This is a genomic window from Rhodopseudomonas palustris, assembly GCF_007005445.1.
Taxonomy (GTDB): Bacteria; Pseudomonadota; Alphaproteobacteria; order Rhizobiales; family Xanthobacteraceae; genus Rhodopseudomonas; species Rhodopseudomonas palustris_G.
Map to the genome: position 1 here is coordinate 2,745,116 of NZ_CP041387.1, position 23,210 is coordinate 2,768,325.

Sequence of the window (23,210 nt, forward strand, 5' to 3'; positions counted from 1 at the left end):
GCGCAGCCAGGGCTGAGCCAACAGCTAGGAATTATCGATCAACGCCTCGATCGCAGCCGCAAGAGGCATCTCGTCTCCATTGAAGCTTGCGATCATGGCATCCAGAAACGCAGCCGGCTGCAATTTCTCGAGTCCGATTGGACGACCGGCCCGCTCAGCGACCAAAAGGAAGAACGACAGCTGCGTACGGCCATTGCCCTCGCGGAAGGCGTGAATGGCGTTGAGTTCGGCAAGGAAGTGCGCCGACTTGGCAGCGAACTCCGCTGCATCGAGTCCTCGTAGCCAATCGCTTCGTTTCAGCTCAGCAAAGAGCTTCTCTGCTTCGGTCTCGATGTTCTCCGGGTAGCAGAACATACTTCTGTTTTTGGCGATGCGGACATTTCGTATCTGGCCGGCCCACTCGTACACATCCTGAAACAGGTGATGGTGAATCGCCTTGAAGTGCTCGAAATCCAGATTGCCATCGGGGACTTCTTCATCGGCCCGCGCGTCGCTGATCTCTGCTTCGAATTGCGATAGTTCGGCTGCATCGCGCAGATCCAGCTTATTCTTCAGGACCGTCGTGCCGGGATAGCAGTAGTCATCGGCCACGGCGTCATACATCGAAGACTACGCTTTGCTGTACGCCTTGATGATCGCGTTGCGACGTGCTTCGGGACTACGGGCCTCGCTCTTGGCCGCAGCCTTGCAGCCCTTCATATCGGGCGAATACTCGATGCCTTCGACGGAGCTGATCTTCCTGAATCGGTCGCTGCCGATCACGAAGCCGCGCGTCTCGTTCGTTTTCAGCGATGTCTTTTTCGAAGCCATGGAGACAATCGTATCACAAATCGCCGGGGACCGCAGGCGGCATGGTGGCTTGGTGCAGGCGGCCGGGGTCGAACCGGCACAGCTCTTTCGAGCCGAGGGATCTTAAGTCCTAATGGCCATATGTTAACTAGCTGGTTTATTTAGTATTTTTTGATTGCAAAACGCAGCGCTCGTGCGGACCTGGCAACCGGTGCCGTTGCCAATAGCCGCCCCACCCGGCATAATAACCGGCAATATCAATGGCCTATTTATCTATAAACTATTGATATTTATAGATTTAAACCGGCAAAGAAAGCGGCAAAAATTGAGCTCCCCCACCGCCATGGAACCGTTGTTCCCGGAAGAAAACAAGGCGCTTACGGATCTTGCGACCGACCTCGTCGCCAAGAGCAACGCCCTGGCGGGCCGCCTCCATCCGATCATCCAGACGAACGTCGGCGACCTCGTCCGGTCGATGAACTGCTACTACAGCAATCTCATCGAGGGGCACCACACCCACCCCGTCGATATCGACCGGGCCCTGGCCGGGGACTACAGCGCCGAACCGGAAAAGCGAAACCTCCAGCTCGAAGCCCGCGCCCACATCGACGTCCAGCGGAAGATCGACCTCGGCGAAGCTCCCCAGCCGTCAACGTCAACGACCTTCATCGAGTGGGTACATAAGGAGTTCTGCCAGCAACTACCTGAGGACCTCCTGATTGTCTCTGATCCACGCACCGGCAAACAAGAGCGGGTGATCCCGGGCGAACTGCGGAAGGTGGCCGTCCAGGTCGGGCGTCACATCGCCCCGATGTCAGAGGACCTCGGGCCCTTGCTGATCCGCTTCGCAAGCGCCTATGGCGACACCAAGCTATCGACCATCCAACGCATCGTCGGTGTGGCGGCGTCCCACCACAGACTGCTGTGGATTCACCCCTTCGCCGATGGCAACGGCCGCGTCGCGCGCCTGTTCTCCCACGCCTTCCTGAAAGAGCTCGGCATCGGCTCGAGCCTCTGGTCGGTCTCACGAGGACTCGCCCGGGCGGTCGATAAGTACAAGGCCGCCCTGCAAGCCGCCGATGAACCACGGCGGGGCGATCTCGACGGTCGCGGCAACCTTACCCAATCGGGCCTGGTGGACTTCTGCACGTTCTTTCTCACCAGTTGCGTCGACCAGATCGTCTTTATGAACTCCCTGTTCGAACCCGGCGAACTCCAACGTCGCATCGAGATCTGGTGCGAAGAAGAAACCCGCGCTGGCCGCCTTCTCAAAGGCAGTTGGCCACTTCTTCGTGAAGCCCTGCTCTGCGGCGAGTTCGCGCGCGGCAAGGCTCCCGAACTGACCGGTTATCAGGAACGCCAAGCACGAACGGTGCTCAATACCCTCATTGAAAAAGGCTTCCTGATCTCGCCGACCTCACGCTCCGCGGTGCGGCTCGGCTTCCCGCTGGCCGTCATCGACCGATGGTTTCCGCGCCTGTATGTGGGACCGGCGGCCGCGACCTGACCGCCGAACTGCTGGTGCCGACGGCGGCGTCGAACCCGCACGACGCGTTCACGCCCGATGAGGCATAGAATGCCTTGCTATAACTCATTTTTCTTCCAATATTGGGCTATAGAAAGGAGTTCTATAGCTCATGTCTTGGAATTGGGAGGACCCGAACTGGCCCGTTTTTTCTTACGAAGCCAAAGGGTTAGATAAATTTGAAAGCGATTTTCTCTTGCGCTCCGGAGAGTTCATCGGAGCCTTCAAGCACGTCAGCCAGGATGAACAGACCAGCCTCCGCATCGAGTTGATCAGTGAGGAAGCCCTCAAGACCTCAGAAATCGAAGGCGAGATCCTGAACCGCGATAGCGTGCAGTCCTCGCTTCGCTATCAATTCGGCCTCGCGAAGGATCAACCGGACGTGCCAGCGGCCGAACGCGGCATCGCCGAGATGATGGTCGACCTCTATCGCAGGTTTGCCGAGCCACTCACCCACGAGGCTCTGTTCGGGTGGCACCAGATGCTCATGGCGCAGACGATGTCCATCCGGGTGGTGGGGGCCTACAGGACTCACGCCGATCCCATGCAGGTCGTGTCAGGACCAATCGCACACCGCAGAGTCCACTTCGAAGCTCCACCGTCAGAGCGCGTGACGGAGGAGATGACGGCTTTCATCAACTGGTTCAACGAAACCGCTCCCGGTGGCCCCCAAGCGCTGCCCGCGCTCACACGCGCCGGGCTTGCTCACCTCTACTTTGTCAGCATTCACCCATTTGAAGATGGCAACGGGCGGATCGCGCGTGCCTTGGCTGAGAAATCACTGGCACAAAACCTCAACCAGCCCACGCTCATCGCTCTTGCCTACACCATCCAACATAAACGGAAAGCCTACTACGACGCCTTGGAGCACAATAACAAGTCGACCGAAGTCACCGACTGGCTGGTCTATTTCGGGAAGACGGTCCTTGAAGCTCAGGACAACACCAATAAGCGGGTCGAGTTCTCCCTTGCCAAGACCCGATTCTACGGGCGCCTGCGTGGTCAATTGAATGAAAGGCAAGAGAAGGCTATCGCGCGCATGTTCGAGGAAGGGATCGAAGGCTTCAAAGGCGGCCTGAGCGCAGAGAACTATATCACCATCACCAAGGCGACCCGCTCCACCGCCACGCGTGATCTACAAGACCTTGTTGCAAAGGACGCCCTGACCCGAACGGGTGAACTGCGCTATACTCGCTATCACCTGAAGCTGGACTAATCGCCTCCCCAGCGAATCCAGCCTTGTTATCGATGTTCATTATCGGACTTGAGTGCTGGTGCGGGCGGCCGGGGTCGAACCGGCACAGCTCTTTCGAGCCGAGGGATTTTAAGTCCCTTGCGTCTACCAATTTCGCCACGCCCGCATCCCGGACCGCGAGGCCGCCGAAAACTGGCGGCTGCGGCGGTGGCTGTCCGGCTCGGCGGCCGTGACCTTGCCAAGTTCCGCGCCAGTGCGCCGCATTCATAATCGACCCTGCGACGCAACGCAAAGCGGGGTTGCAGCGAAGCGGTGACTTCGCCGTCCGCGCGCTTTGACATCGCCCCGCATTGTCGGCTGGAATACGCACGGCGCCTGCGGCGTCGGGCACGGCGGTCTGTCTCACGCCGATGCCGATTCCGCTCTCCCTCTGCCCTGCCCCGCTCTTGCCCGTTCCTTGCATGCAGGCCGCCCGAGACGTCCCATAGAGCCCACCACAGCCGAGGTGACCCGCGCATGCCGACCATCGACCGTATCGACGCCTTCGCCGACGAACTGACCGCGATCCGCCGCGACCTCCACGCCCATCCCGAGATCGGCTTCGAAGAGGTGCGGACCTCGGGCATCGTCGCCGACAAGCTCGGGCAATGGGGCATCGAGGTGCATCGCGGCATCGGCGGCACCGGCGTCGTCGGCGTGCTGAAGGGCAAAGGCGACGGCGGCCGCCGCATCGGTCTGCGCGCCGACATGGACGCGCTGCCGATGGACGAAGCCACCAACCTGCCGTGGCGTTCGACCATCCCCGGCCGCTTCCACGGCTGCGGCCACGACGCCCACACCACCATGCTGCTCGGCACCGCACGTTATCTCGCCGAGACCCGCAATTTCGACGGCACCGTGCACTTCATCTTCCAGCCCGCCGAGGAAGGCCTCGGCGGCGCCCGCGCGATGCTGAAGGACGGATTGTTCGAGAAATTTCCGTGCGACGAAGTCTACGGCCTGCACAACGCGCCGGACCTCGGCCATGGCGAGATCGCGATCCGGCCCGGCCCGGCGATGGCCGGCGCCGATTTCTTCGACATCACCATCTCGGGCTACGGCGCCCACGGCGCAATGCCGGAACGCTCCAAGGACCCGGTGGTGATCGCGATGACGCTCGGCCAGGCGCTGCAGACCATCGTCAGCCGCAACGTCGATCCGCTGCAATCTGCGGTGCTGTCGATCACCCAGATCCACTCCGGCTCGGCCTACAACGTGATCCCCGGCGAAGCTCGGCTCGCCGGCACGGTGCGCGCGTTCTCCGACGAGATCCGCAACCTGATCCGCACCCGGATGCGCGCGGTCGCGGCCGGCATCGCGGCGGCGTTCGAGGTCGACATCAAGGTCGACATCCGCGACATCTTCAGCGTGCTGGTGAACGCCCCCGAGCACAGCGAGCGCGTCGCCGAAGTGGCGAGCAGCATCGTCGGCGAAGCCAATGTGAAGACCCGCGAAACGCCGAAGATGGGCAGCGAGGATTTCGCCGATATGCTGCAGGCGGTGCCCGGCGCGTATTTCTGGATCGGCCACGACGGCAACGTGCCGCTGCACAATCCCGGCTTCGTGCTCGACGACAAGATCCTGCCGGTCGGCGCCAGCATGTTCGCCCGGCTGATCGAAACCCGGCTGCCGCTCGGCGGCAACGACGGAGCTGCGCATGTCTGACGGCCTCGCCACCACCGCCACCGCGCTGCACGACCTCTCCGCCACCGAACTGCTCGCCGGCTATTACGGCAAGCAGTTCTCGCCGAGCGAGGTGATGGAAGCGGTGATCGCCCAGGCGACGCGCTGGGAGCCGCATATCAATGCGCTGTATGCGTTCGATCCCGACACCGCGCGCAAGGCGGCGCAGGCCTCGACGGAGCGCTGGGCCAAGGGCGAGCCGCTCGGCCTGCTCGACGGCGTGCCGGTGACGATCAAGGAGAACGTCGCCACCGCAGGCGTGCCGGTGCCGCTCGGCGTGCCGATCACGCCGCTGACGCCGGCCACGGCCGATGCGCCGCCCGCCGCGCGGCTGCGCGAAGCCGGCGGCATTCTGTGGAGCAAGACGACGATGCCGGATTTCGGCATGCTGTCGTCGGGCCTCTCCAGCTTCCACGGCGTCACCCGCAATCCGTGGGACGTGTCGCAGAACACCGGCGGCTCCTCGGCCGGCGCCGGCGCTGCGGGCGCGGCCGGCTACGGGCCGCTGCATCTCGGCACCGATATCGGCGGCTCGGTGCGGCTGCCGGCGGCGTGGTGCGGCATCTTCGCGCTGAAGCCGAGCCTCGGCCGCGTGCCGATCGATCCGCCCTATGTGGGCCGCTGCGCCGGGCCGATGACCCGCACCGTCGACGACGCCGCGTTGATGATGAGCGTGCTGTCGCAGCCCGACGGCCGCGACGGCATGAGCCTGCCGCCGCACGATTTCGACTGGAGTGAGCTCGACGTCGATATGCGCGGCAAGAAAATCGGCCTGCTCACCGATCTCGGCTTCGGCATGGCGCTGGAGGACGAGGTGCGCGACGTCGTCACGCAGGCGGCGCGCACCTTCGAGGCGCAGGGCGCGATCGTCGAGCCGGTCGGGCTCGGCTTCACGCGCGAGATGATGGACGGGCTCGACGCGTTCTGGCGGGCGCGGATGTGGAGCGATCTGGCGCAATTCTCCGACGAGCAGCGCGCACGCGTGCTGCCCTACATCGTGCGCTGGGCCGAGCCCGGCGCGCGGCTGAGCGGTGTCGAGGTGGTCCGCGGCTTCAACCAGACCATGGCGATGCGCGCGCTCGGCGCGAAGCTGTTTGCCGGCATCGACTATCTGATCTCGCCGGTGGCGCCGGTGGTGAGCTTCGCCGCCGACGTCGCGTCGCCGTGGAATGATCCGGACCGGCCGTTCGATCACATCCTCTATACCGTGCCCTGGAATATGGCGGAGAATCCCGCCGCCTCGATCAACGCCGGCTACAGCGCCAAGGGCTTCCCGATCGGCGTGCAGATCGTCGGCAAACGCTTCGATGATCTCGGCGTGCTGCGCATGGCGAAGGCGTTCGAAGGCCTGCGCGGCGAACAGAAGCCGTGGCCGGTCGTGCCGCGCGCTTGACCAAGGCCGCACACACCTCCTAACCATTGTCATTCCGGGGCGCGAGCGCCAGCTCGCGAGCCCGGAATCCATGCGCACCGACAGGGGCTATGGATTCCGGGCCTGCGCGCGAGCGCGCATCCCGGAATGACGCGCCGAAAGGCATCAACAAGAACAACAACGGGCGAAGGAAACACCCATGAGTTTCGAGACCATCAAATACGAGGTCGCCGATCAGATCCTCACCATCACGCTGAACCGCCCCGAGAAGCTCAACGCCTTCAATCCGGCGATGCAGGCCGAGCTGATCGAGGCGTTCGACAAGGCCGATGCCGACGACAACGTGCGCGCCATCATCGTCACCGGCGAAGGCCGCGCGTTCTGCGCCGGTGCCGATCTGTCCTCCGGCGCCGACACTTTCGATCGCGACGCCCGCCGCGGCCCAGTGCGCCGCAATGCCGACGGCTCGGCGGACTACTCCGATCCGCAGGTGCGCGACGGCGGCGGCCAGGTGACGCTGCGGATCTTCAAGTGCCTGAAGCCGGTGATCGCGGCGGTGAACGGCCCGGCGGTCGGCATCGGCGTCACCATGCAGCTCGCCATGGACATCCGCATCGCGTCCGAGGCCGCGCGGTTCGGCTTCGTGTTCTCGCAGCGCGGCATCGTGCCGGAAGCGGCGTCGAGCTGGTTCCTGCCGCGCATCGTCGGCATCGCCCAGGCCCTGGAGTGGTGCTACACGGGCCGCGTGTTCCCGGCGCAGGAAGCGCTCGACGGCAAGCTGGTCAGCCGCGTGGTGCCGGCCGATCAGCTCCTCGACACCGCGCGCACGCTCGCCAAGGAAATCGCCGCCAAGACCGCGCCGGTGTCGGTGGCGCTGATCCGGCAGATGATGTGGCGGATGATGGGCGCCGACGATCCGATGGAAGCCCACAAGATCGACAGCCGCGGCATCTACGAGCGCGGACGCTCCGACGACGTCAAGGAAGGCGTCTCCTCGTTCCTGGAAAAGCGCCCGGCGCAGTTCAAGAACAAGATCACCACCGACATGCCGCCCTACTTCCCGTGGTGGGACGAGCGCGAGTACAAGTAAGCGCCTGCGGACGGCACCGAGGCTCGCGCGCTTGAGCCACAGACACGTCATTCCGGGGCGCGAGCGCCAGCTCGCGAACCCGGAATCCCGAGCTTGTTGCGAAGAGAGATTCCGGGTTCGCGCTGCGCGCGCCCCGGAATGACGGGGAGAGGTTTGGCGCGACGCGCCCTCACCCCTCCTTCGCCGGCGCGGCTTTCAGCTCCGGAAAATCCTCTTCGGAGAATTCGAGCCCGCGCAGACTATCGGCCTGATCGTCGTCGTGCTCGATGCGGCGGAGCTGGACGCGGCGGATCTTGCCGGAGATGGTCTTCGGCAGCTCGCTGACGATCTCCAGCTTGCGGATGCGCTTGAACGGCGCCAGCCGGCCCTGCATGTGCTTGAAGATCGACAGCGCGGTGTCGCGCGAGCGTTCGGCATCGGCGGTGAGCAGCACATAGGCTTTCGGGATCGCGAGCTTGATCGGATCCGGGCTCGGCACCACCGCGGCCTCCGCGACCAGATCGTGCTCGAGCAATACGCTTTCCAGTTCGAACGGCGAGATCCGGTAGTCCGAAGACTTGAACACGTCGTCGGTGCGGCCGACGAAGGTGAGATAGCCGTCCTCATCCGCAAACGCGACGTCGCCGGAGCGATACACCTCGCCGTCGGCGCCCGCGAGCTTGCCGCCCTCGCCCTGATAGCCCTGCATCAGGCCGGCGGGCCGGGCGTCGCCGAGCGCCAGCGTGATCTCGCCTTCCTTGGCCGGATTGCCGTCGGCATCGGTGATCTTAACCACATAGCCCGGCAGCGGCCGGCCCATCGATCCGATCTTCACCTTCTGGCCGGGCGAATTGCCGACCATCGCGGTGGTCTCGGTCTGGCCGTAACCGTCGCGGATGGTGAGGCCCCAGGCCGCCTTGACCTGATCGATCACTTCCGGGTTGAGCGGCTCGCCGGCGCCGCAGACTTCGCGCAAGGCGACCTGATAGTCCGCCAGCTTCTCCTGGATGAACATCCGCCACACCGTCGGCGGCGCGCACAGCGTGGTGACGCCGCAGCGGCCGATCGTCGCCAGCAGGCTCTTGGCGTCAAACCGCGGCTGGTTGACGACGAAGACGGTCGCGCCGGCGTTCCACGGCGCGAACAAGCAGCTCCAGGCGTGCTTGGCCCAGCCCGGTGAGGAGATGTTGAGATGCACGTCGCCGGGCTGCAGCCCAAGCCAGAACATCGTCGACAGCGCGCCGACCGGATAGGAGCGCTGGCTGTGCCGCACCAGCTTCGGCTTCGCTGTGGTACCGGAGGTGAAATACAGCAGCATCGGATCGTCGGCCTGGGTCGGCCCGTCCGGGGTGAAGACGTCAGGCTGCAGCGCGGTCCCGTCGTAATTGAGCCAGCCGTCCTGGGCGTCGCCGACCACGACGCGCAGCAGATCGTCGCCGCCGAAGCCGGCGAATTTGGCGACCTGGTCGGGCGCGGCGACCACCGCCTTGGCGCGGCCGCGGTCGAGCCGGTCGCGCAATTCCTCCGGCGTCAGCAGCGTGGTCGCCGGGATGGTGACGAGGCCGAGCTTGATCGCGGCCAGCATCACCTCCCACAACGGCACGACATTGCCGAGCAGCAGCAGCAAATGATCGCCGCGTTTCAGGCCCTTGGCCCGCAGATAGTTCGCGACCTGATTGGAGCGTTTCGACAGATGCGCGAAGCTCGGCTTCTCCTCCCGGCCGGTGGTGCCGTCGACGATCCAAAGCGCGGGACGGTTGCGACTGTCCGGATTGCTTGCCAGCTCGGCGTCGAACCATTCGAGCGCCCAGTTGAACGGCACCGGATCGGGCCAGCGGAAGCCGGCGACCGCGGCTGCGTAGTCGGCGCGGTGGTCGAGCAGGAACGAACGGGCTTGCTGGAACGTGGTCATGAAGCACCTCGCTTACGAGGCGCGACCGCAACCACTTCCTCATCCGTCATGGCCGGACTTGATCCGGCCATCCATCATCCTTGCGAAAACGATGGATGCGCGGGTCGAGCCCACGCGTGACGGCTGGATCGGGGAGCGGTCGTGCCAAACATCGTATTGATTACTTCCGCCCCTGCTCGCGCAGGTAGTTGATGATTCCGGAAAAATCCGTGCCGCCGTGGCCGGCCTGTTCGAACGCGGCGTAGATCTCGGCGGCGTGCTGGCCGAGCGGGGTCGAGGCGCCGGCGGCCTTGGCGGCTTCCTGCGACAGCTTCAGGTCCTTCAACATCAGCGCCGCAGCGAAGCCCGGCCTGTAGCTGTTGTTGGCGGGCGACGCCGGCACCGGGCCGGGCACCGGACAATAGCTGGTGAGCGACCAGCACTGCCCCGACGAGGTCGAGGCGACATCGAACAGCGCCTGATGCGACAGCCCGAGCTTCTCGGCCAGCGTGAACGCTTCCGACACGCCGATCATCGAGATGCCGAGGATCATGTTGTTGCAGATCTTCGCCGCCTGGCCCGCGCCGGCGCCGCCGCAATGCACGATCTTCTTGCCCATCTTTTCGAGCACCGGCTTGGCCGCGGCGAACGCGGCTTCGCTGCCTCCGGCCATGAAGGTCAGCGTCGCGCCCTTGGCACCACCGGTGCCGCCGGAGACCGGCGCATCGACAGAGGCGATGTCGTGCTTGGCGGCGAGCGCATGCGCCTGCACGGCGCTCTCGACGTCGATGGTCGAGCAATCGATGATCAGCGCGCCCTTGGCGGCGTGCGGCAGGATCTCGTTCCACACCGCCAGCACGTGCTTGCCGGCCGGCAGCATGGTGACGATGACACTCGCGCCCTTCACCGCATCGATCGCGGTCGGCGCGATGCTGACGCCCTCGGCCTTCGCCGCCTCGCACGAGGCCGCCACCAGATCGAAGCCGGCGACCTTGTGGCCGGCCTTGGCGAGATTGCCGGCCATCGGCCCGCCCATATTGCCGAGACCGATGAATGCGATATCCGTCATGTCCCCTTCCTCCCCTTGCCTGTCCCCGGTGCTTCAGCCCGGAAATTTCAGTTCGTCGTCGCCGCGATCTTCAAAGTAACGCGCCACTATCTCCGGCGTCACCTCTGCGATCGTCGCAGGCCGCCATTTCGGCTGGCGGTCCTTGTCGATCACCGCGGCGCGGACGCCCTCGACGAAATCGTCGCTGACGAACACCTGCAGCGCGGCGCGATATTCGTGCACCAGACATTCTTCCAGCGACGCCCTGTGCCGCGCGGCGCGCAGCAGCTTCAGCGTCACCTTCAGGCTGGTCGGCGATTTGATCCGCAGCGTCTTCAGCGCGGCCTGCGCGAACTCCGACGCATCGCCCTCCAGCGCGGCGACGATCTGTTCGATCGTCTCGTGCCCGAACCAGCGGTCGATGGCGGCCTGATGCAGCTCGGCCGGGCCCTTGGCCGGCTGCTCCGCAAAGCGCCCGATGATGCCGCTGACCTGCGAGGCCGATGCGCCGCTCGGCGCCTCGGTGAGTGCCTGGCGCAGCGCCGCCCAGTTGGCGGTCGGCACATAGGCGTCGGCGAACTGCGCGTGGATCGCGTCGGCACCGTTCATGATATCGCCGGTCAGCCCGAAATACGTTCCGATCTCGCCCGGCGAGCGCGTCAGCAGCCAGGTGCCGCCGACATCGGGGAAGAAGCCGATGCCGACCTCCGGCATCGCGATCTTGGTCTTGTCGGTGACGATGCGGTGGCTGCCGTGGCCGGCGATGCCGACGCCGCCGCCCATCACCAAGCCGTCCATGAACGCTACATAGGGCTTCGGATACTGCGCGATCTTGGCGTTGGTGATGTATTCCTCGCGCCAGAACACCTTGCCGAGATCGCCGCCCTCGCGCGCGCTGTTGTAGAGCCCGACGATGTCGCCGCCGGCGCACAGCCCGCGCTCGCCGGCGCCCTCGACCAGGATCAGCGCGACGTTCGGATCGGCGGCGAAGTCGTCGAGCGCGTTGTCGAGTTCGCGCGCCATCTCCAGCGTCAGCGCGTTGATCGCCTTCGGGCGATTGAGCCGGATCACACCGGCGGCGCCTTCGCGCCGGACGATCAGATCGGGTTCGGTCACGGCACCATTCATCGATTGGCCTCGAGCAGCTTGCGCGACACGATCAGCCGCATGATTTCGTTGGTGCCTTCGAGGATCTGGTGGACGCGCAGGTCACGCACCAGTTTCTCGATGCCGTATTCGGCGAGATAGCCGTAGCCGCCATGTAGCTGCAGCGCCTCGTTGGCGACCGCAAAGCCGGCGTCGGTGGCGAAGCGCTTGGCCATCGCACACAGCTTGGTGGCGTCCGCATCCTTGCGGTCGAGCGCGGCGGCGGCGCGCCACAGCAGCGTGCGTGCGGCTTCCAATTCGGTCGCCATGTCGGCAAGCCGGAATTGCAGCGCCTGAAATTCGTCGAGCCGTTTGCCGAACGCCTTGCGCTCTTTCATGTAAGCGAGCGTCTTGTCGAGCGCGGCCTGGGCGCCGCCGAGCGAACAGGCGCCGATGTTGAGCCGGCCGCCGTCGAGCCCGGCCATCGCGATCTTGAAGCCGATACCTTCGTCGCCGAGCCGGTTGGCGACCGGCACCCGCGCGTTCTCGAAAATCACGGTGCGGGTCGGCTGCGCATTCCAGCCCATCTTGCGCTCGTTGGCGCCGAACGACAGGCCGGGCGTGTCCTTCTCGACCACCAGCGTCGAAATGCCGCCGGGGCCATCGCCGCCGGTGCGAACCATCACGACGTACAGATCGTTGGCGCCGGCGCCGGAGATGAACTGCTTCTGGCCGTTGAGGATGTAGTGATCGCCGTCACGCACCGCGCGGGTGCGCAGCGCCGCGGCATCCGAGCCGGAGCCGGGTTCGGTCAGGCAGTAGCTGGCGACCTGCTCCATGGTGCACAGCTTCGGCAGCCAGCACTGACGCTGGGCGTCGGAGCCGTAGCTGTCGATCATCCACGCCGCCATGTTGTGGATGGAGATGAAGGCCGAGACCGACGGACAGCCGGTCGCCAGCGCTTCGAAGATTAACGCGGCGTCGAACCGGGTCATCGCACTGCCGCCGACGTCGTCGCGAATGTAGATGCCGCCGATGCCGAGCGCCGCCGCTTCGCGGATCACGTCGAGCGGCAGGTGCTTGTCTTCATCCCATTTCAGCGCATGCGGCGCGATCTTCTCGGCCGCGAAATCGCGCGCCATGTCACGAATGGCGCGCTGGTCTTCGTTGAGGGAAAACTGGTCAATGGCTGTCAAGGCATGTCCATCTTGGCGAGGTCATGAATGGTCAGCGTCGGAATCTGTCGAGTCTTCCTGGTCAATCGGGTGTCGGCCGTGACCAGCGGGAAGCCCAGATCGAGCGCCGCTTGCAGATAGATGCAATCGTAAACAGGATGGTCGAGTTTGATCGCAAGCGCGAGGACTTTGCCCACATCGGCATCGGCAACGATATGATCGAAAAATCCGGGAAGCTGATGCATTCGGCTGATCGCGTCGTCCGGCTGCAGCAACCCGAGCCTGCATTTCTTCCAGAGAACGTTAGCCACCTCGTCGAAGATAAATCGCGGCGCCAGCAAGTCGGCATCGGAATCGAGCAGCACATGGGCGCGCTCGCTGTCCTCCTCGGTGACGAGCCACTTCACCGCCACGCTGGCGTCGACGAGATAGGCCAATTCACATCAGCCCTTCGCGTCGTTCCTCGGCGGTCAGCGCCGGCTGAACGTCCGGATACTCGGACAGGAAGCGTCGTGACAGCGCCGCCCGCTCTGCTCGCGAGAACGGGCGGTGGCGCTCGAGGAGGTCGCGCAACTCTTCCTCGAGCGAGCGACCGTGAAGCCGCGCCCGCTCCCGGTAGATGGCAATCGTCTCCTCGGCGACATCAGGAATGACTACTTCAGCCATCGTTCCCTCCATCATGCTGACGGCACGACAATCCTCTCCGAAACCTAGCTTACTTCATCAGCGGGATCGAAAACTCCGCACCTTCCTTGACGCCCGACGGCCAGCGCGAGGTGACGGTCTTGGTCTTGGTGTAGAACCGGATCGAATCCGGGCCGTGCTGGTTGAGGTCGCCGAAGCCTGACTTCTTCCAGCCGCCGAACGTGTAGTAGGCGATCGGCACCGGGATCGGCACGTTGATGCCGACCATGCCGACATTGACCTTCGCGGCGAAGTCGCGGGCGGCGTCGCCGTCGCGGGTGAAGATCGCGACGCCGTTGCCGTAGTCGTGGTCGGACGGCAGCGCCAGCGCTTCGGCGTAATCATGGGCGCGGACGACGCTCAGGACGGGGCCGAAGATCTCTTCCTTGTAGATCCGCATGTCCTTGGTGACGTTGTCGAACAGACAGCCGCCCATGTAGAAGCCGTTCTCGTAGCCCTGCATCTTGAAGCCGCGGCCGTCGACCGCGAGCGTCGCGCCCTCCTTGACGCCGATCTCGACGTAGTTCTTGACGCGCTCCAGCGCTTCCTTGGTGACCAGCGGGCCGTAGTCGGCGGTCGGATCGGTCGACGGACCGATCTTCAGCGCTTCGACGCGCGGGATCAGCTTGCTCATCAGCGCGTCCGCGGTGGCCTTGCCGACCGGCACCGCGACCGAGATCGCCATGCAGCGCTCGCCCGCAGAGCCGTAGCCGGCGCCGATCAGCGCGTCGACGGTCTGGTCGATGTCGGCATCCGGCATGATGATGGCGTGGTTCTTGGCACCGCCGAAGCACTGCGCCCGCTTGCCGGTCTGCGCCGCACGCTCGTAGATGTACTGCGCGATCGGCGACGAGCCGACGAAGCCCACCGCCTTGATGTCCGGATCGTCGAGGATGGCGTCGACCGCTTCCTTGTCGCCGTTGACGACGTTGAGGATGCCCGGCGGCAGACCGGCCTCGAGCATCAGCGCCGCCAGCGCCATCGGCACGCCGGGGTCGCGCTCGGACGGCTTCAGGATGAAAGCGTTGCCGCAGGCGATCGCCGGAGCGAACTTCCACATCGGGATCATCGCCGGGAAGTTGAACGGGGTGATGCCGGCGACGACGCCGAGCGGCTGGCGCATCGAATAGATGTCGATGCCCGGGCCGGCGCCCTCGGTGTATTCGCCCTTCATCAGATGCGGAATGCCGCAGGCGAATTCGGCGACTTCGAGGCCGCGCTGGATGTCGCCCTTGGCGTCGGGAATGGTCTTGCCGTGTTCGCGCGCGAGCAGCTCGGCGAGCTTGTCGTAATCGCGCTGCACCAATTCGAGGAACTTCATCAGCACGCGGGCGCGGCGCTGCGGGTTGGTGGCGCCCCATTCCGGCTGCGCCGCCTTGGCGTTTTCGACCGCTGCGCGGAGTTCGGCTTTGGTGGCGAGGGCGACTTTGGCCTTCACCTCGCCGGTCATCGGCTCGAACACGTCGGCGAAACGCCCCGACTTGCCCTCGACCTCTTTGCCGCCGATGAAATGCCCGACCGTGCGCATGGACTTCCTCCTGAAAGGCTGTGTTCTCGTTCCCTTGAACAGAATTTTTTCAGGTTTGGGAAGGCCCCGGACGCGCGACACCTGTGCCGAAATGCCGAAGCGGCCTCGCCGCGGCATGCGGCCACCGTCGCGGCGGCGCAAGGAGCTGCAAGCCGGTTTCAGTCTTGCGCGGCCGACCTTGCCGCGGCCTTGGCGGCGGTTTTTCTCGGCTTGGCCGTGATCACCCGCGTCGGCTTCTTCGGCACAGTGGCGCCGGCCTCGGCGAGCGCCGCTTCGCGGCCGGCGGCAAGGATCTCGTCTGACAATTCGCCGCTGCCGGCGATCCGCGCCAGCACCAGCGTTCCCATCATCGTCGCCAGCGTCGCCATCGCCTGCTTGCGTGCCGCCTTCGGCGGAGCATCGACATATTGCGCCGCAATCATCGCGATCATGTCGTCGAGCTTGGCGGCGAACGCCTTGCGGGTCTTCGGGCTCTCACGCGCGATCTCGGCGCCCAGCGCCGGCACTGCGCAGCCGCGGCCGGGATCATCGCGGTGGGTCGCGCTGAGATAGCCGTCCACCAGCGCGGCAAGCCGCCGCTCCGGCGGCAGCTCCTCCGCCAGCTTGCGCCAGCGTTCGGTCGAGCGGTCCATCGCGTAGCTGAACGCCTCGATCACCAGCGCCTCGCGCGAGGCGAAATGCGCGTAGAACCCGCCGTGGGTGAGGCCCGCGTCTTTCATCAGATCGGCGACGCCGATGCCGTGGGCGCCCTTTTCGCGCAGCTTCACCGACGCCCGCCGGACGATGCGGTCGTGGGTCTCCTGCTTATGTTCCTTCGAATAGCGCATCGGCGATCCATGCCATGTTCAGGATCATATTATGACACCGAACGCGGGCGTTTGCCTCAAGTTTCGCATCGCCTCAGGAATCGTGCGGATGCGGCGCCGCAGCAGGCGCGCCGCCGAGCATTGCAAAAGTTGCAGTGGCGTGCACCGCCAGCTTGCCGGCGCCGTCATAGACGAAGCCCTCGGTGTAGCTCGATTGCCGGCCGAGCTTCACCACCCGCCCCTCGGCCACGATCGTGCCGGAGCGCACCGACAGCGGCCGCAGATAGCTGAGCTTCAGGTCCATCGTCACCGAGCCCTGCCCGGCCGGCTGGCGCGTCGAGATTGCGCAGCCCATCGCGGTGTCGAGCAGCGCGGCGGCGATCGCGCCGTGCAGCAGGCCCGCGGTGTTCTCCAGGCTTTGGTCCGGATCGAGCTGCATCACGATGCGGCCGGGATGCACTTCGGCCATCTTGAAGCCGATCAGCCGCGCCAGCGGCGGCGGCGGCAACCGGCCGTCGCGGATCGCCTGCATCGCCTCCAGCCCGGACATCGCCATCGCGGCGCGGGCGACCGGCCCCGGCTCCTGCCAATCGACGGTGCGGCTGCGGCGCTGCGCGGCAGCAAACAAGCCTGTGAGATCGGGCGACGCAGCGGCATCGAGCATCGTCATCAGCGGACTCCTGATTTTATATTATGCTAATCATATTATAAACCAGAGGTCGCGGCAAGCGCGCTCGCTGGATGCAGCTTGACAGCCCCCCAGCATCGCCGGGCATGATGCCGCCTGTCCTACCCCTCGCTGACGAGATCCACCATGCAGATGCTCAACACCCATTGCGGCGTCGACCGCGATTCCCGCGGCGTCGCGCGCCTCACCATCTGCAATGCCGGCAAGCTCAACATCCTGAACACCGCAGCAATCACCGATGTCCGGGACGGATTGCGGCAACTCGCGGCGGATGACAGCCTGCGCGTGCTGATCGTCGCCGGGCAGAGCGAACGCAGCATGATCGGTGGCGCCGATATCAACGAGATGGCGACTCTGGATCAGAGTTCCGCCGAGCGCTTCATCACCGGGCTTGCGGAGCTGTGCGAGGCGGTGCGCGCCGTGCCCTATCCGGTGATCGCGCGGATTCCCGGCTGGTGCCTGGGCGGCGGCCTGGAATTCGCCGCCGCCTGTGATTTCCGCGTCGCGACGCACGATGCCAAATTCGGCATGCCCGAGGTGCGCGTCGGAATTCCGTCGGTGATCCACGCCGCCCTGCTGCCGCGGCTGATCGGCTGGGCACGGGCGCGCTATCTGGTGATGGCCGCCGAGAACATCGACGCCGACACCGCCCTGGCCTGGGGCCTGATCGACAAGATCGCACCGCCGGGCGAACTCGACGCCGCGGTCGAGCATCTGGTCGGCGCACTGCTCGCCGGCGCGCCGCAGGCAATGCGGGCACAGAAGGCGCTGATGGCGGCGTGGGAAGACATGCCGCTGCCGCAAGCGGTTGCGCATTCGGTCAAGGTGTTCGGCGGAGCGTATCTGACCGGCGAGCCGCAGTCGCTGATGGCGGATTTCATCAACCGCAAACGCTGAGCCGTTCACGCGATCTTGGGAATCCCCGAGTTGCGTTGCTGGCAACAGTTTATATGATGAGCATCATTTCCAATGAGCCGGCCGTAGCCGGCGCGTTCGCCGACAGGATCGCCGCATGATCTCCGACGCCCTCGCCGCCGCGCTGGCCCGCCGCAACATTCACTACGGCTGGGTGATGGTCGGCGTCACCTTCCTCACCGCGCTGGTCAATGCCGGCGCGGTCGGGGCGCCCGGCGTGTTCATCGTTCCGTTGCAGCAGGAATTCGGCTGGAGCACCGCGGATATCTCGTCCGCGCTGTCGATCCGCTTCGTGCTGTTCGGGCTGATGGCGCCGTTCGCCGCGGCGCTGATGAACCGGTTCGGCCTGCGCCAGGTGACGCTGACCGCGCTTGTCGTGGTCGCCACTGGGCTGATCGCGTCGCTGGCGATGAATTCGCTGTGGCAGTTGATGCTGCTGTGGGGTGTGGTGGTGGGCGTCGGCACCGGTCTCACCGCGCTGGTGCTCGGCGCCACGGTGGCGACGCGCTGGTTCGTCTCCCGCCGCGGGCTGGTGATCGGCCTGATGACCGCGAGCGTCGCCACCGGCCAGCTCGTGTTCCTGCCGATCCTCGCCTCGCTCACCGAACGCTACGGTTGGCGGATCGCGATGGCTTACGTCTGCGCGCTGCTCGGCGTCGCCGCGATCGCGGTGCTGATCGCGATGCGCAACCGGCCGAGCGACGTCGGGCTGCGGCCCTATGGCGACACCAGCACCGAGCCGGCTCCGCTGTCGGCACAGGCTGCGCCGGGATCGATCGCCGGAGCCGCACTCGGGGCCTTGCGCGATGCGGCCAAGACGCGGGTGTTCTGGGTGCTGTTCGGCACCTTCTTCATCTGCGGCGCGTCGACCAACGGCCTGGTGCAGGTCCACCTGATCCCGCTGTGCGCCGACTTCAACATCCCGCAGGTGCAGGCCGCGGGCCTGCTCGCGGCGATGGGCGTGTTCGATTTCATCGGCACCATCCTGTCGGGCTGGCTGGCGGACCGCTACGACAATCGCTGGCTGCTGTTCTGGTACTACGGCCTGCGCGGCCTCAGCCTGCTGGCGCTGCCGTTCACCGACTTCTCGTTCTACGGCCTGTCGCTGTTCGCGATCTTCTACGGACTCGATTGGGTCGCGACCGTGCCGCCGACGGTGCGGCTGACGGCGCATAAATTCGGCCCGGAGCGCGCCAATCTGGTGTTCGGCTGGATCTTCGCCGGCCACCAGCTCGGCGCCGCCACCGCCGCCTTCGGCGCCGGCCTGTCGCGCGACCTGCTGGCGAGCTACCTGCCGGCGTTCTTCATCGCCGGCGCCCTGTGCGTGATCGCCGCCGCGGCCGCGCTGACGATCAGCAAGGCGGCCAAGCCGGCGGCGGCGTGAACAGGAGCGTTGCCTGCTCGCTCTCCCCGCGCTGCGGGGAGAGGTTGGAAAGCCTACGGCCGCATCCGCATGCCGGTCGCGACGCCGGGCTTGCGCAGCGGTTCGGCGAGGCGAGCGAACTCGCAGAGCAGCGAGCGGGTCTTGCGCGGATCGATGATCTCCTCGACCCAGAACTTCTCGGCCGAACGGAACGGCGAGCGCAGCTTGTTCAGCCGCTCCTCGATCTCGCGCATCTTGGCGTCGCGATCCTCCGCCGCATCGAGGTCGGCGCGATACGCCGCTTCGATGCCGCCTTCGAGCGGCAGCGAGCCCCAATACGCCGACGGCCAGGCGTAGCGCATCGAGAACCGGTTGGCCGGCTGGTGCACCACGCCGGCAACGCCGAAAGCGTTGCGGACGATGATCGTGCACCACGGCACGGTCGACTGATTGACCGCGGTCATCGCGCGAACGCCGTGGCGGATCGTCGCCGACTTCTCCGCTTCGAGTCCGATCATGAAGCCGGGGCAATCCATCAGATACACCACCGGTAGATGGAAGGTCTCGGCGAGGTCGACGAAACGAATCACCTTCTGGCAGGTGTCGGAGGTCCACGATCCGCCATAGTGATACGGATCGCCGGCGAGCAGCGCCACCGCCCGTCCCTCGAGCCGGGCAAGGCCGGTGATGATCGAGCGGCCGAACGCCGAGCCGATCTCGAAGAACGAGCCCTGATCGACCACAGATTCGATGATCGGCCGCATCTTGTAGACCTGCCGGCGATTGCGCGGCACCGCCTTCAGCAACTTCTCATCGGTGCGATCTGGATCGTCGTCGCAGGCAATCGTCGGCGGCAATTCGTGCACCGACGACGGCAAGTAAGACAGAAAACGACGCGCGCAGGCGAAGGCTTCTTCCTCGGTGTCGACCGCGTGATCGATCGCGCCAGCGCGGGTCTGGATATCGGCGCCGCCGAGCTCCTGCTTGGTGAGATCCTGGCCGAGCCGCGCCACCACCGGCGGTCCGGCGACGAACATCGCCGAATTGCGGGTCATGATCGAATAGTGGCTCGCGGCGAGCCGCGCCGCACCGAGGCCAGCGACCGAGCCGAGCCCTAGACCGACCACCGGCACCTGCGCGAGGTTCGCCGTCGTGTACCAGTACCAGCGGGTGCCATCGACGCCGCCGGGCAGATTGGCGGCGCCCTTGCTCTCGATCGTTCTCACCGAGCCGCCGCCGCCCGATCCTTCGATCACGCGGATAATCGGCAGCCGATAGTCGTGCGCCATCTCCTCCGCCATCTGCGGCTTGGCGTGGATCGACGCATCGGCCGAGCCGCCGCGCACGGTGAAGTCGTCGCCGACCACCACCACGGTGCGGCCGTCGATCTTCGCCCGGCCGAACACGCAGTTGGCCGGGGTCAGATGAGTGAGTTCGCCGCTGGCGTCGTATTCGCCGAGACCGGCGACAGCGCCGACCTCGTGAAAGCTGCCGGCATCGCTCAGCCGATCGATGCGCTCACGGACGGTGAGCCGGCCCTGGTCATGCTGGCGCTTGACCTTGTCGATGCCGCCCATCTGCCGCGCGAAGTTCTCGCGCCGGGCCAGCTCGTCGAGCTCCGGCTTCCAACTCATGCATTCCCTCCGGCCTGATCGTCTTCTTGTTGTTGTTTCCCGACGGGCGCACCGCCACCAGGCCGCCATCCGCGTTCTGCACCAGCGGCTCGATCGATCCGGCGAGCTTGAGCAGCGCCGGCGCGATCTCGTCGTGCAACCGCTGCTCGTCGTACATCGCGGCCAGCACGCCGATCGTGACCATCACATAGGTCTGATACTGCGGCGACCAGATCGGCACCGCAATGCCGTTGATATGCGGGCTGAACAGACCGCAGCACACCACGTAGCCGCGCTCGCGCAGCATCGCGCGATCGGCTTCGAGCCGTTCGCTCAGCAGCGCCGCATCGGCCGGCGTATCACGCTGGATCTCCGCCAGCAGCGCGGCCGCGACGTTGTCGTCGAGCGAAGCGGCGTAGGCATGGCCGGCGGCGGAACGGCTGATCGCGATTCGGCTACCGGTGGTCGAATGCAGACCGAGTGCCTGCGCCGAGCGGGCGAATTCGAGATAGACCAGATGGAAGCGGTCCGGAATCAGGAAGCCGACGGTGCCGGGGATCTGGTCGGCGACCTCCTGCAGGCGCGATCGAATCAGATTGCGCAGTTGCAGGCCGCGGGTCATCGAGGTGCTCATCGCGACCGCGCTTGGACCGATCCGGTACTTCTGGTCGCGCGGCAGATAGACGAGCTGCCCCATCCGGGTCAGCGTGTGGGTGAGGCGCGACACCGTCGAGCGCGGCAAGCCGCAGCGATTGGAAATTTCGAGATTGCCGAGCCGGACGTCGTGTCCCTCGAAGCAGCGCAGCACGTCGAACGCGCGCGACACCACCTGAATCACATCGCCTTCACCGGCGCCGTCCCCTTGCCTGCACAGTCGTTCCGAGCGTCGTCCCATGTCTTTTTGTCCTGCGTGGTTATGATGCTCGATGCTCCGAGAGCGCCCACCTTCCTACCCGGAGCATCTTACGTTTCTTGGTTCTTGTTTCGCTCCGCGGAATATAATTCCGCTTGAAGACAAAGCTACATCAGGCAATTTGCCTCGACAATATCGGCGGGCTCCACGCAACGCCCCACGCGTGACCACTCGGCGCAAGATTTTTGCCCCCGGCCGCAGCAGCGGAACCGGACGCCGACAACGACGACACAACGGAGGAACACCGATGGCCGAGATCAAGATCGTCACCGAAGTCGCCGGCCGCGTCTGCGCCTTGCCGCTGTCGATCGGCGACGGCGTCGGCGAAGGCGACGACATCGCCTTTGTCGAAGCGATGAAAATGGAAATCCCGGTCGCCTCGCCCGCCGACGGAACGCTGAAGTCGCTGCACGTGGCGCTCGACGACGTGATCGCCGAGGGTCAGCTCGTCGCCGTGATCGAGAGCTGAAGCCCGCCTCGCGTGTCTTGCGACGGCTTACACGTGACGCGCGAGGTCGGGACGTAATGTCGCACCAGGCAGCGGCGGCGTCGCGCGCAGACAATCTCAGCATCGCGTTGCCATCACCTCGCGGCGATGACATGCTCTCCCGATAACAAAGCAATCCGCAAAGCGGATGCGTTCGGGGAGAGAGACATGACGGGACGTTTCGGTCCGCTCGCGGCGCTCGCCGCGGGTTGCGCGCTGCTCATCACAACTCATGCGCGTGCAGGCGACATCAAACTACCAACCACGATGGCGTTCACCGCCTACGACACCGGAACCGCGGGCTTCAACATCGCGGTCGCGGTCGGCAAGATGATGAAGGACAAGCACGGCACCGACGTGCGCGTGCTGCCCGCCGGTAACGACGTCGCCCGTCTGGCCCCGCTCCGCGCCGGCCGCGCCCAGCTCGCCTGGATGGGATCGGGCACTTACTTCGCGCAGGAAGGCGTGTTCGAATTCGGCGCCAAGGAATGGGGCCCGCAGCCGCTGCAGATCTCGCTCAGCGTGATCGACTGCAACGGCTCCTCGCTCGGCGTCGCCAAGGACACCGGCGTCAAGGAGATCAAGGATCTGCGCGGCAAGCGTGTCGGCTTCGTGGTCGGCTCGCCGGCCCTGAACCAGAACGCGCTCGGCATCATGGCCTATGGCGGCCTGACCAAGGACGACGTCAAGATCGTCGAATTCGCCAGCTACGGCGCGATGTGGAAGGGCCTGGTCAACAACGACGTCGATGCCGCGTTCGGCACCACCATCACCGGCCCGGCCAGGGAAGCCGAGAACTCCCCGCGCGGTCTGATCTGGCCGCCGATGCCGCATGCCGACAAGGCGGCGTGGGAGCGGGTCAAGAAGGTCACGCCGTTCTTCAACCCGGCGATGTCGACCTGCGGCGCGGCGCACGAACCCGGCAAGCCGATCGAGCTTTCGAACTACCCGTATCCGATCGCCACCGTGTACGCGACGCAGTCGGCCGATCAGGTGTACTCGATCACCAAGGCGATGATCGTCGACTACGACGCCTACAAGGACAGCGCTCCCGGCGCGACCGGGCTGGCGGTCAAGACCCAGACGATGAAATGGGTGGTGCCGTTTCATCCCGGCGCGGTGAAGGCGCTGAAGGAAGCCGGCCAGTGGACCGCCGAGGATCAGACTCACAATGACGGACTGATCAAGCGCCAGGAGGTGCTGGCCGCAGCGTGGAAGCAATACGCAGCCGCGGCGCCGTCCGGTGAGCAGGAATTCCGCGACGGCTGGATGATCGCGCGTGCAGCGGCGCTGAAGCGGGCGGGCCTGCCGAACGGCTTCGAGCAGTAAACGCATCGCCGC

22 protein-coding genes and 1 tRNA gene are annotated in these 23,210 nt (G+C 65.6%); 9 read left to right on the forward strand and 14 right to left on the reverse strand.

Going from position 1 to position 23,210, the window contains the following annotated elements:
• Positions 1–24: 24 nt before the first annotated feature.
• Both FLL57_RS12580 and FLL57_RS12585 read right to left on the reverse strand, forming a co-directional pair.
• The gene (locus tag FLL57_RS12580; RefSeq protein ID WP_047307409.1) at positions 25–603 is read right to left on the reverse strand and encodes a Fic/DOC family protein; all 579 of its coding nucleotides are present in this window, start codon (positions 601–603) and stop codon (positions 25–27) included.
• Positions 604–609: 6 nt separating this feature from the next.
• The gene (locus tag FLL57_RS12585) at positions 610–810 is read right to left on the reverse strand and encodes a hypothetical protein (RefSeq protein WP_047307408.1); all 201 of its coding nucleotides are present in this window, start codon (positions 808–810) and stop codon (positions 610–612) included.
• A gap of 322 nt (positions 811–1,132) precedes the next feature.
• Here FLL57_RS12585 and FLL57_RS12590 point away from each other — a divergent pair, with 322 nt between their 5' ends.
• Positions 1,133–2,296 carry a Fic family protein gene (locus FLL57_RS12590; protein WP_142883048.1) on the forward strand — a complete coding sequence of 388 codons (1,164 nt, stop codon included), beginning with the start codon at positions 1,133–1,135 and terminating at the stop codon, positions 2,294–2,296.
• A gap of 130 nt (positions 2,297–2,426) precedes the next feature.
• Positions 2,427–3,530 carry a Fic family protein gene (locus FLL57_RS12595; RefSeq protein WP_142883049.1) on the forward strand — a complete coding sequence of 368 codons (1,104 nt, stop codon included), beginning with the start codon at positions 2,427–2,429 and terminating at the stop codon, positions 3,528–3,530.
• Positions 3,531–3,586: 56 nt separating this feature from the next.
• On the opposite strand, the gene FLL57_RS12600 is transcribed toward FLL57_RS12595, so the two are convergent.
• Positions 3,587–3,675 (reverse strand) — tRNA-Leu (locus FLL57_RS12600).
• Positions 3,676–4,025: 350 nt separating this feature from the next.
• On the opposite strand from FLL57_RS12600, the gene FLL57_RS12605 reads away from it, so the two are divergent.
• The 3 genes from FLL57_RS12605 (at position 4,026) to FLL57_RS12615 (ending at position 7,693) form a co-directional block, all read left to right on the forward strand.
• On the forward strand, positions 4,026–5,213 hold the full coding sequence (locus tag FLL57_RS12605; protein WP_142883050.1) for a M20 aminoacylase family protein: 1,188 nt from the start codon (positions 4,026–4,028) through the stop codon (positions 5,211–5,213).
• Positions 5,206–6,624 carry an amidase gene (locus FLL57_RS12610; RefSeq protein ID WP_142883051.1) on the forward strand — a complete coding sequence of 473 codons (1,419 nt, stop codon included), beginning with the start codon at positions 5,206–5,208 and terminating at the stop codon, positions 6,622–6,624. The genes FLL57_RS12605 and FLL57_RS12610 overlap by 8 nt, the downstream gene beginning before the upstream one ends.
• A 178-nt stretch (positions 6,625–6,802) precedes the next feature.
• Positions 6,803–7,693 (forward strand): crotonase/enoyl-CoA hydratase family protein, encoded by an 891-nt coding sequence (locus tag FLL57_RS12615; RefSeq protein ID WP_142883052.1) that lies wholly within the window; start codon positions 6,803–6,805, stop codon positions 7,691–7,693.
• A gap of 169 nt (positions 7,694–7,862) precedes the next feature.
• Here the strand turns inward: FLL57_RS12615 and FLL57_RS12620 are convergent, their stop codons facing one another.
• The 9 genes from FLL57_RS12620 to FLL57_RS12660 form a co-directional block, all read right to left on the reverse strand.
• Positions 7,863–9,584, reverse strand: coding sequence for an AMP-binding protein (locus tag FLL57_RS12620; protein ID WP_142883053.1), 1,722 nt, complete (start codon positions 9,582–9,584; stop codon positions 7,863–7,865).
• 160 nt (positions 9,585–9,744) lie between these two features.
• A complete protein-coding gene (gene mmsB / locus FLL57_RS12625) occupies positions 9,745–10,632 on the reverse strand; it encodes a 3-hydroxyisobutyrate dehydrogenase (protein ID WP_142883054.1) in 888 nt (295 codons plus the stop codon).
• 33 nt (positions 10,633–10,665) lie between these two features.
• Complete coding sequence (locus FLL57_RS12630; RefSeq protein WP_142883055.1) at positions 10,666–11,739, reverse strand: enoyl-CoA hydratase/isomerase family protein; 1,074 nt, start codon at positions 11,737–11,739, stop codon at positions 10,666–10,668.
• Positions 11,736–12,893: an isobutyryl-CoA dehydrogenase gene (locus FLL57_RS12635; RefSeq protein ID WP_142883056.1), complete on the reverse strand. Its 1,158-nt coding sequence runs from the start codon at positions 12,891–12,893 to the stop codon at positions 11,736–11,738. Before FLL57_RS12635 ends, FLL57_RS12630 begins: the two co-directional genes overlap by 4 nt.
• Complete coding sequence (locus tag FLL57_RS12640) at positions 12,890–13,309, reverse strand: type II toxin-antitoxin system VapC family toxin (protein WP_142883057.1); 420 nt, start codon at positions 13,307–13,309, stop codon at positions 12,890–12,892. Before FLL57_RS12640 ends, FLL57_RS12635 begins: the two co-directional genes overlap by 4 nt.
• Position 13,310: 1 nt before the next feature.
• Positions 13,311–13,538: a FitA-like ribbon-helix-helix domain-containing protein gene (locus FLL57_RS12645; RefSeq protein WP_142883058.1), complete on the reverse strand. Its 228-nt coding sequence runs from the start codon at positions 13,536–13,538 to the stop codon at positions 13,311–13,313.
• Between the two features lie 49 nt (positions 13,539–13,587).
• Positions 13,588–15,084 carry a CoA-acylating methylmalonate-semialdehyde dehydrogenase gene (locus tag FLL57_RS12650; RefSeq protein WP_142883059.1) on the reverse strand — a complete coding sequence of 499 codons (1,497 nt, stop codon included), beginning with the start codon at positions 15,082–15,084 and terminating at the stop codon, positions 13,588–13,590.
• Positions 15,085–15,242: 158 nt separating this feature from the next.
• Positions 15,243–15,911 carry a TetR/AcrR family transcriptional regulator gene (locus tag FLL57_RS12655; protein WP_142883060.1) on the reverse strand — a complete coding sequence of 223 codons (669 nt, stop codon included), beginning with the start codon at positions 15,909–15,911 and terminating at the stop codon, positions 15,243–15,245.
• A gap of 73 nt (positions 15,912–15,984) precedes the next feature.
• Entirely contained in the window at positions 15,985–16,560 is a 576-nt protein-coding gene (locus FLL57_RS12660; RefSeq protein ID WP_013501679.1) for a PaaI family thioesterase, read from the reverse strand.
• A gap of 144 nt (positions 16,561–16,704) precedes the next feature.
• Here FLL57_RS12660 and FLL57_RS12665 point away from each other — a divergent pair, with 144 nt between their 5' ends.
• On the forward strand, positions 16,705–17,475 hold the full coding sequence (locus FLL57_RS12665) for an enoyl-CoA hydratase (protein WP_142883061.1): 771 nt from the start codon (positions 16,705–16,707) through the stop codon (positions 17,473–17,475).
• A gap of 115 nt (positions 17,476–17,590) precedes the next feature.
• Positions 17,591–18,877, forward strand: a complete 1,287-nt coding sequence (locus FLL57_RS12670; RefSeq protein WP_142883062.1) for an MFS transporter — start codon at positions 17,591–17,593, stop codon at positions 18,875–18,877.
• Positions 18,878–18,930: 53 nt separating this feature from the next.
• On the opposite strand, the gene FLL57_RS12675 is transcribed toward FLL57_RS12670, so the two are convergent.
• Together FLL57_RS12675 and FLL57_RS12680 are read right to left on the reverse strand one after the other, a co-directional pair.
• A complete protein-coding gene (locus FLL57_RS12675; protein WP_142883063.1) occupies positions 18,931–20,490 on the reverse strand; it encodes an acyl-CoA carboxylase subunit beta in 1,560 nt (519 codons plus the stop codon).
• Positions 20,399–21,364: an IclR family transcriptional regulator gene (locus tag FLL57_RS12680; protein WP_142883064.1), complete on the reverse strand. Its 966-nt coding sequence runs from the start codon at positions 21,362–21,364 to the stop codon at positions 20,399–20,401. The genes FLL57_RS12675 and FLL57_RS12680 overlap by 92 nt, the downstream gene beginning before the upstream one ends.
• Before the next feature lie 265 nt (positions 21,365–21,629).
• On the opposite strand from FLL57_RS12680, the gene FLL57_RS12685 reads away from it, so the two are divergent.
• Positions 21,630–21,851: an acetyl-CoA carboxylase biotin carboxyl carrier protein subunit gene (locus FLL57_RS12685; RefSeq protein WP_047309843.1), complete on the forward strand. Its 222-nt coding sequence runs from the start codon at positions 21,630–21,632 to the stop codon at positions 21,849–21,851.
• Between the two features lie 186 nt (positions 21,852–22,037).
• Positions 22,038–23,198, forward strand: a complete 1,161-nt coding sequence (locus FLL57_RS12690) for a TAXI family TRAP transporter solute-binding subunit (protein ID WP_142883065.1) — start codon at positions 22,038–22,040, stop codon at positions 23,196–23,198.
• Positions 23,199–23,210 lie beyond the last annotated feature (12 nt).

Excerpts from the sequence above, each read along its gene's own strand:
- FLL57_RS12680 (WP_142883064.1), bottom strand. The coding sequence starts at position 21,364 with ATGGGACGACGCTCGGAACGACTGTGCAGGCAAGGGGACGGCGCCGGT.
- FLL57_RS12590 (WP_142883048.1), top strand. The coding sequence starts at position 1,133 with ATGGAACCGTTGTTCCCGGAAGAAAACAAGGCGCTTACGGATCTTGCG.
- FLL57_RS12630 (WP_142883055.1), bottom strand. The coding sequence starts at position 11,739 with ATGAATGGTGCCGTGACCGAACCCGATCTGATCGTCCGGCGCGAAGGC.
- FLL57_RS12585 (WP_047307408.1), bottom strand. The coding sequence starts at position 810 with ATGGCTTCGAAAAAGACATCGCTGAAAACGAACGAGACGCGCGGCTTC.
- mmsB (WP_142883054.1), bottom strand. The coding sequence starts at position 10,632 with ATGACGGATATCGCATTCATCGGTCTCGGCAATATGGGCGGGCCGATG.
- FLL57_RS12670 (WP_142883062.1), top strand. The coding sequence starts at position 17,591 with ATGATCTCCGACGCCCTCGCCGCCGCGCTGGCCCGCCGCAACATTCAC.
- FLL57_RS12660 (WP_013501679.1), bottom strand. The coding sequence starts at position 16,560 with ATGACGATGCTCGATGCCGCTGCGTCGCCCGATCTCACAGGCTTGTTT.
- FLL57_RS12675 (WP_142883063.1), bottom strand. The coding sequence starts at position 20,490 with ATGAGTTGGAAGCCGGAGCTCGACGAGCTGGCCCGGCGCGAGAACTTC.
- FLL57_RS12605 (WP_142883050.1), top strand. The coding sequence starts at position 4,026 with ATGCCGACCATCGACCGTATCGACGCCTTCGCCGACGAACTGACCGCG.
- FLL57_RS12650 (WP_142883059.1), bottom strand. The coding sequence starts at position 15,084 with ATGCGCACGGTCGGGCATTTCATCGGCGGCAAAGAGGTCGAGGGCAAG.
- FLL57_RS12610 (WP_142883051.1), top strand. The coding sequence starts at position 5,206 with ATGTCTGACGGCCTCGCCACCACCGCCACCGCGCTGCACGACCTCTCC.
- FLL57_RS12615 (WP_142883052.1), top strand. The coding sequence starts at position 6,803 with ATGAGTTTCGAGACCATCAAATACGAGGTCGCCGATCAGATCCTCACC.
- FLL57_RS12690 (WP_142883065.1), top strand. The coding sequence starts at position 22,038 with ATGACGGGACGTTTCGGTCCGCTCGCGGCGCTCGCCGCGGGTTGCGCG.
- FLL57_RS12685 (WP_047309843.1), top strand. The coding sequence starts at position 21,630 with ATGGCCGAGATCAAGATCGTCACCGAAGTCGCCGGCCGCGTCTGCGCC.
- FLL57_RS12655 (WP_142883060.1), bottom strand. The coding sequence starts at position 15,911 with ATGCGCTATTCGAAGGAACATAAGCAGGAGACCCACGACCGCATCGTC.
- FLL57_RS12595 (WP_142883049.1), top strand. The coding sequence starts at position 2,427 with ATGTCTTGGAATTGGGAGGACCCGAACTGGCCCGTTTTTTCTTACGAA.
- FLL57_RS12620 (WP_142883053.1), bottom strand. The coding sequence starts at position 9,584 with ATGACCACGTTCCAGCAAGCCCGTTCGTTCCTGCTCGACCACCGCGCC.
- FLL57_RS12580 (WP_047307409.1), bottom strand. The coding sequence starts at position 603 with ATGTATGACGCCGTGGCCGATGACTACTGCTATCCCGGCACGACGGTC.
- FLL57_RS12645 (WP_142883058.1), bottom strand. The coding sequence starts at position 13,538 with ATGGCTGAAGTAGTCATTCCTGATGTCGCCGAGGAGACGATTGCCATC.
- FLL57_RS12665 (WP_142883061.1), top strand. The coding sequence starts at position 16,705 with ATGCAGATGCTCAACACCCATTGCGGCGTCGACCGCGATTCCCGCGGC.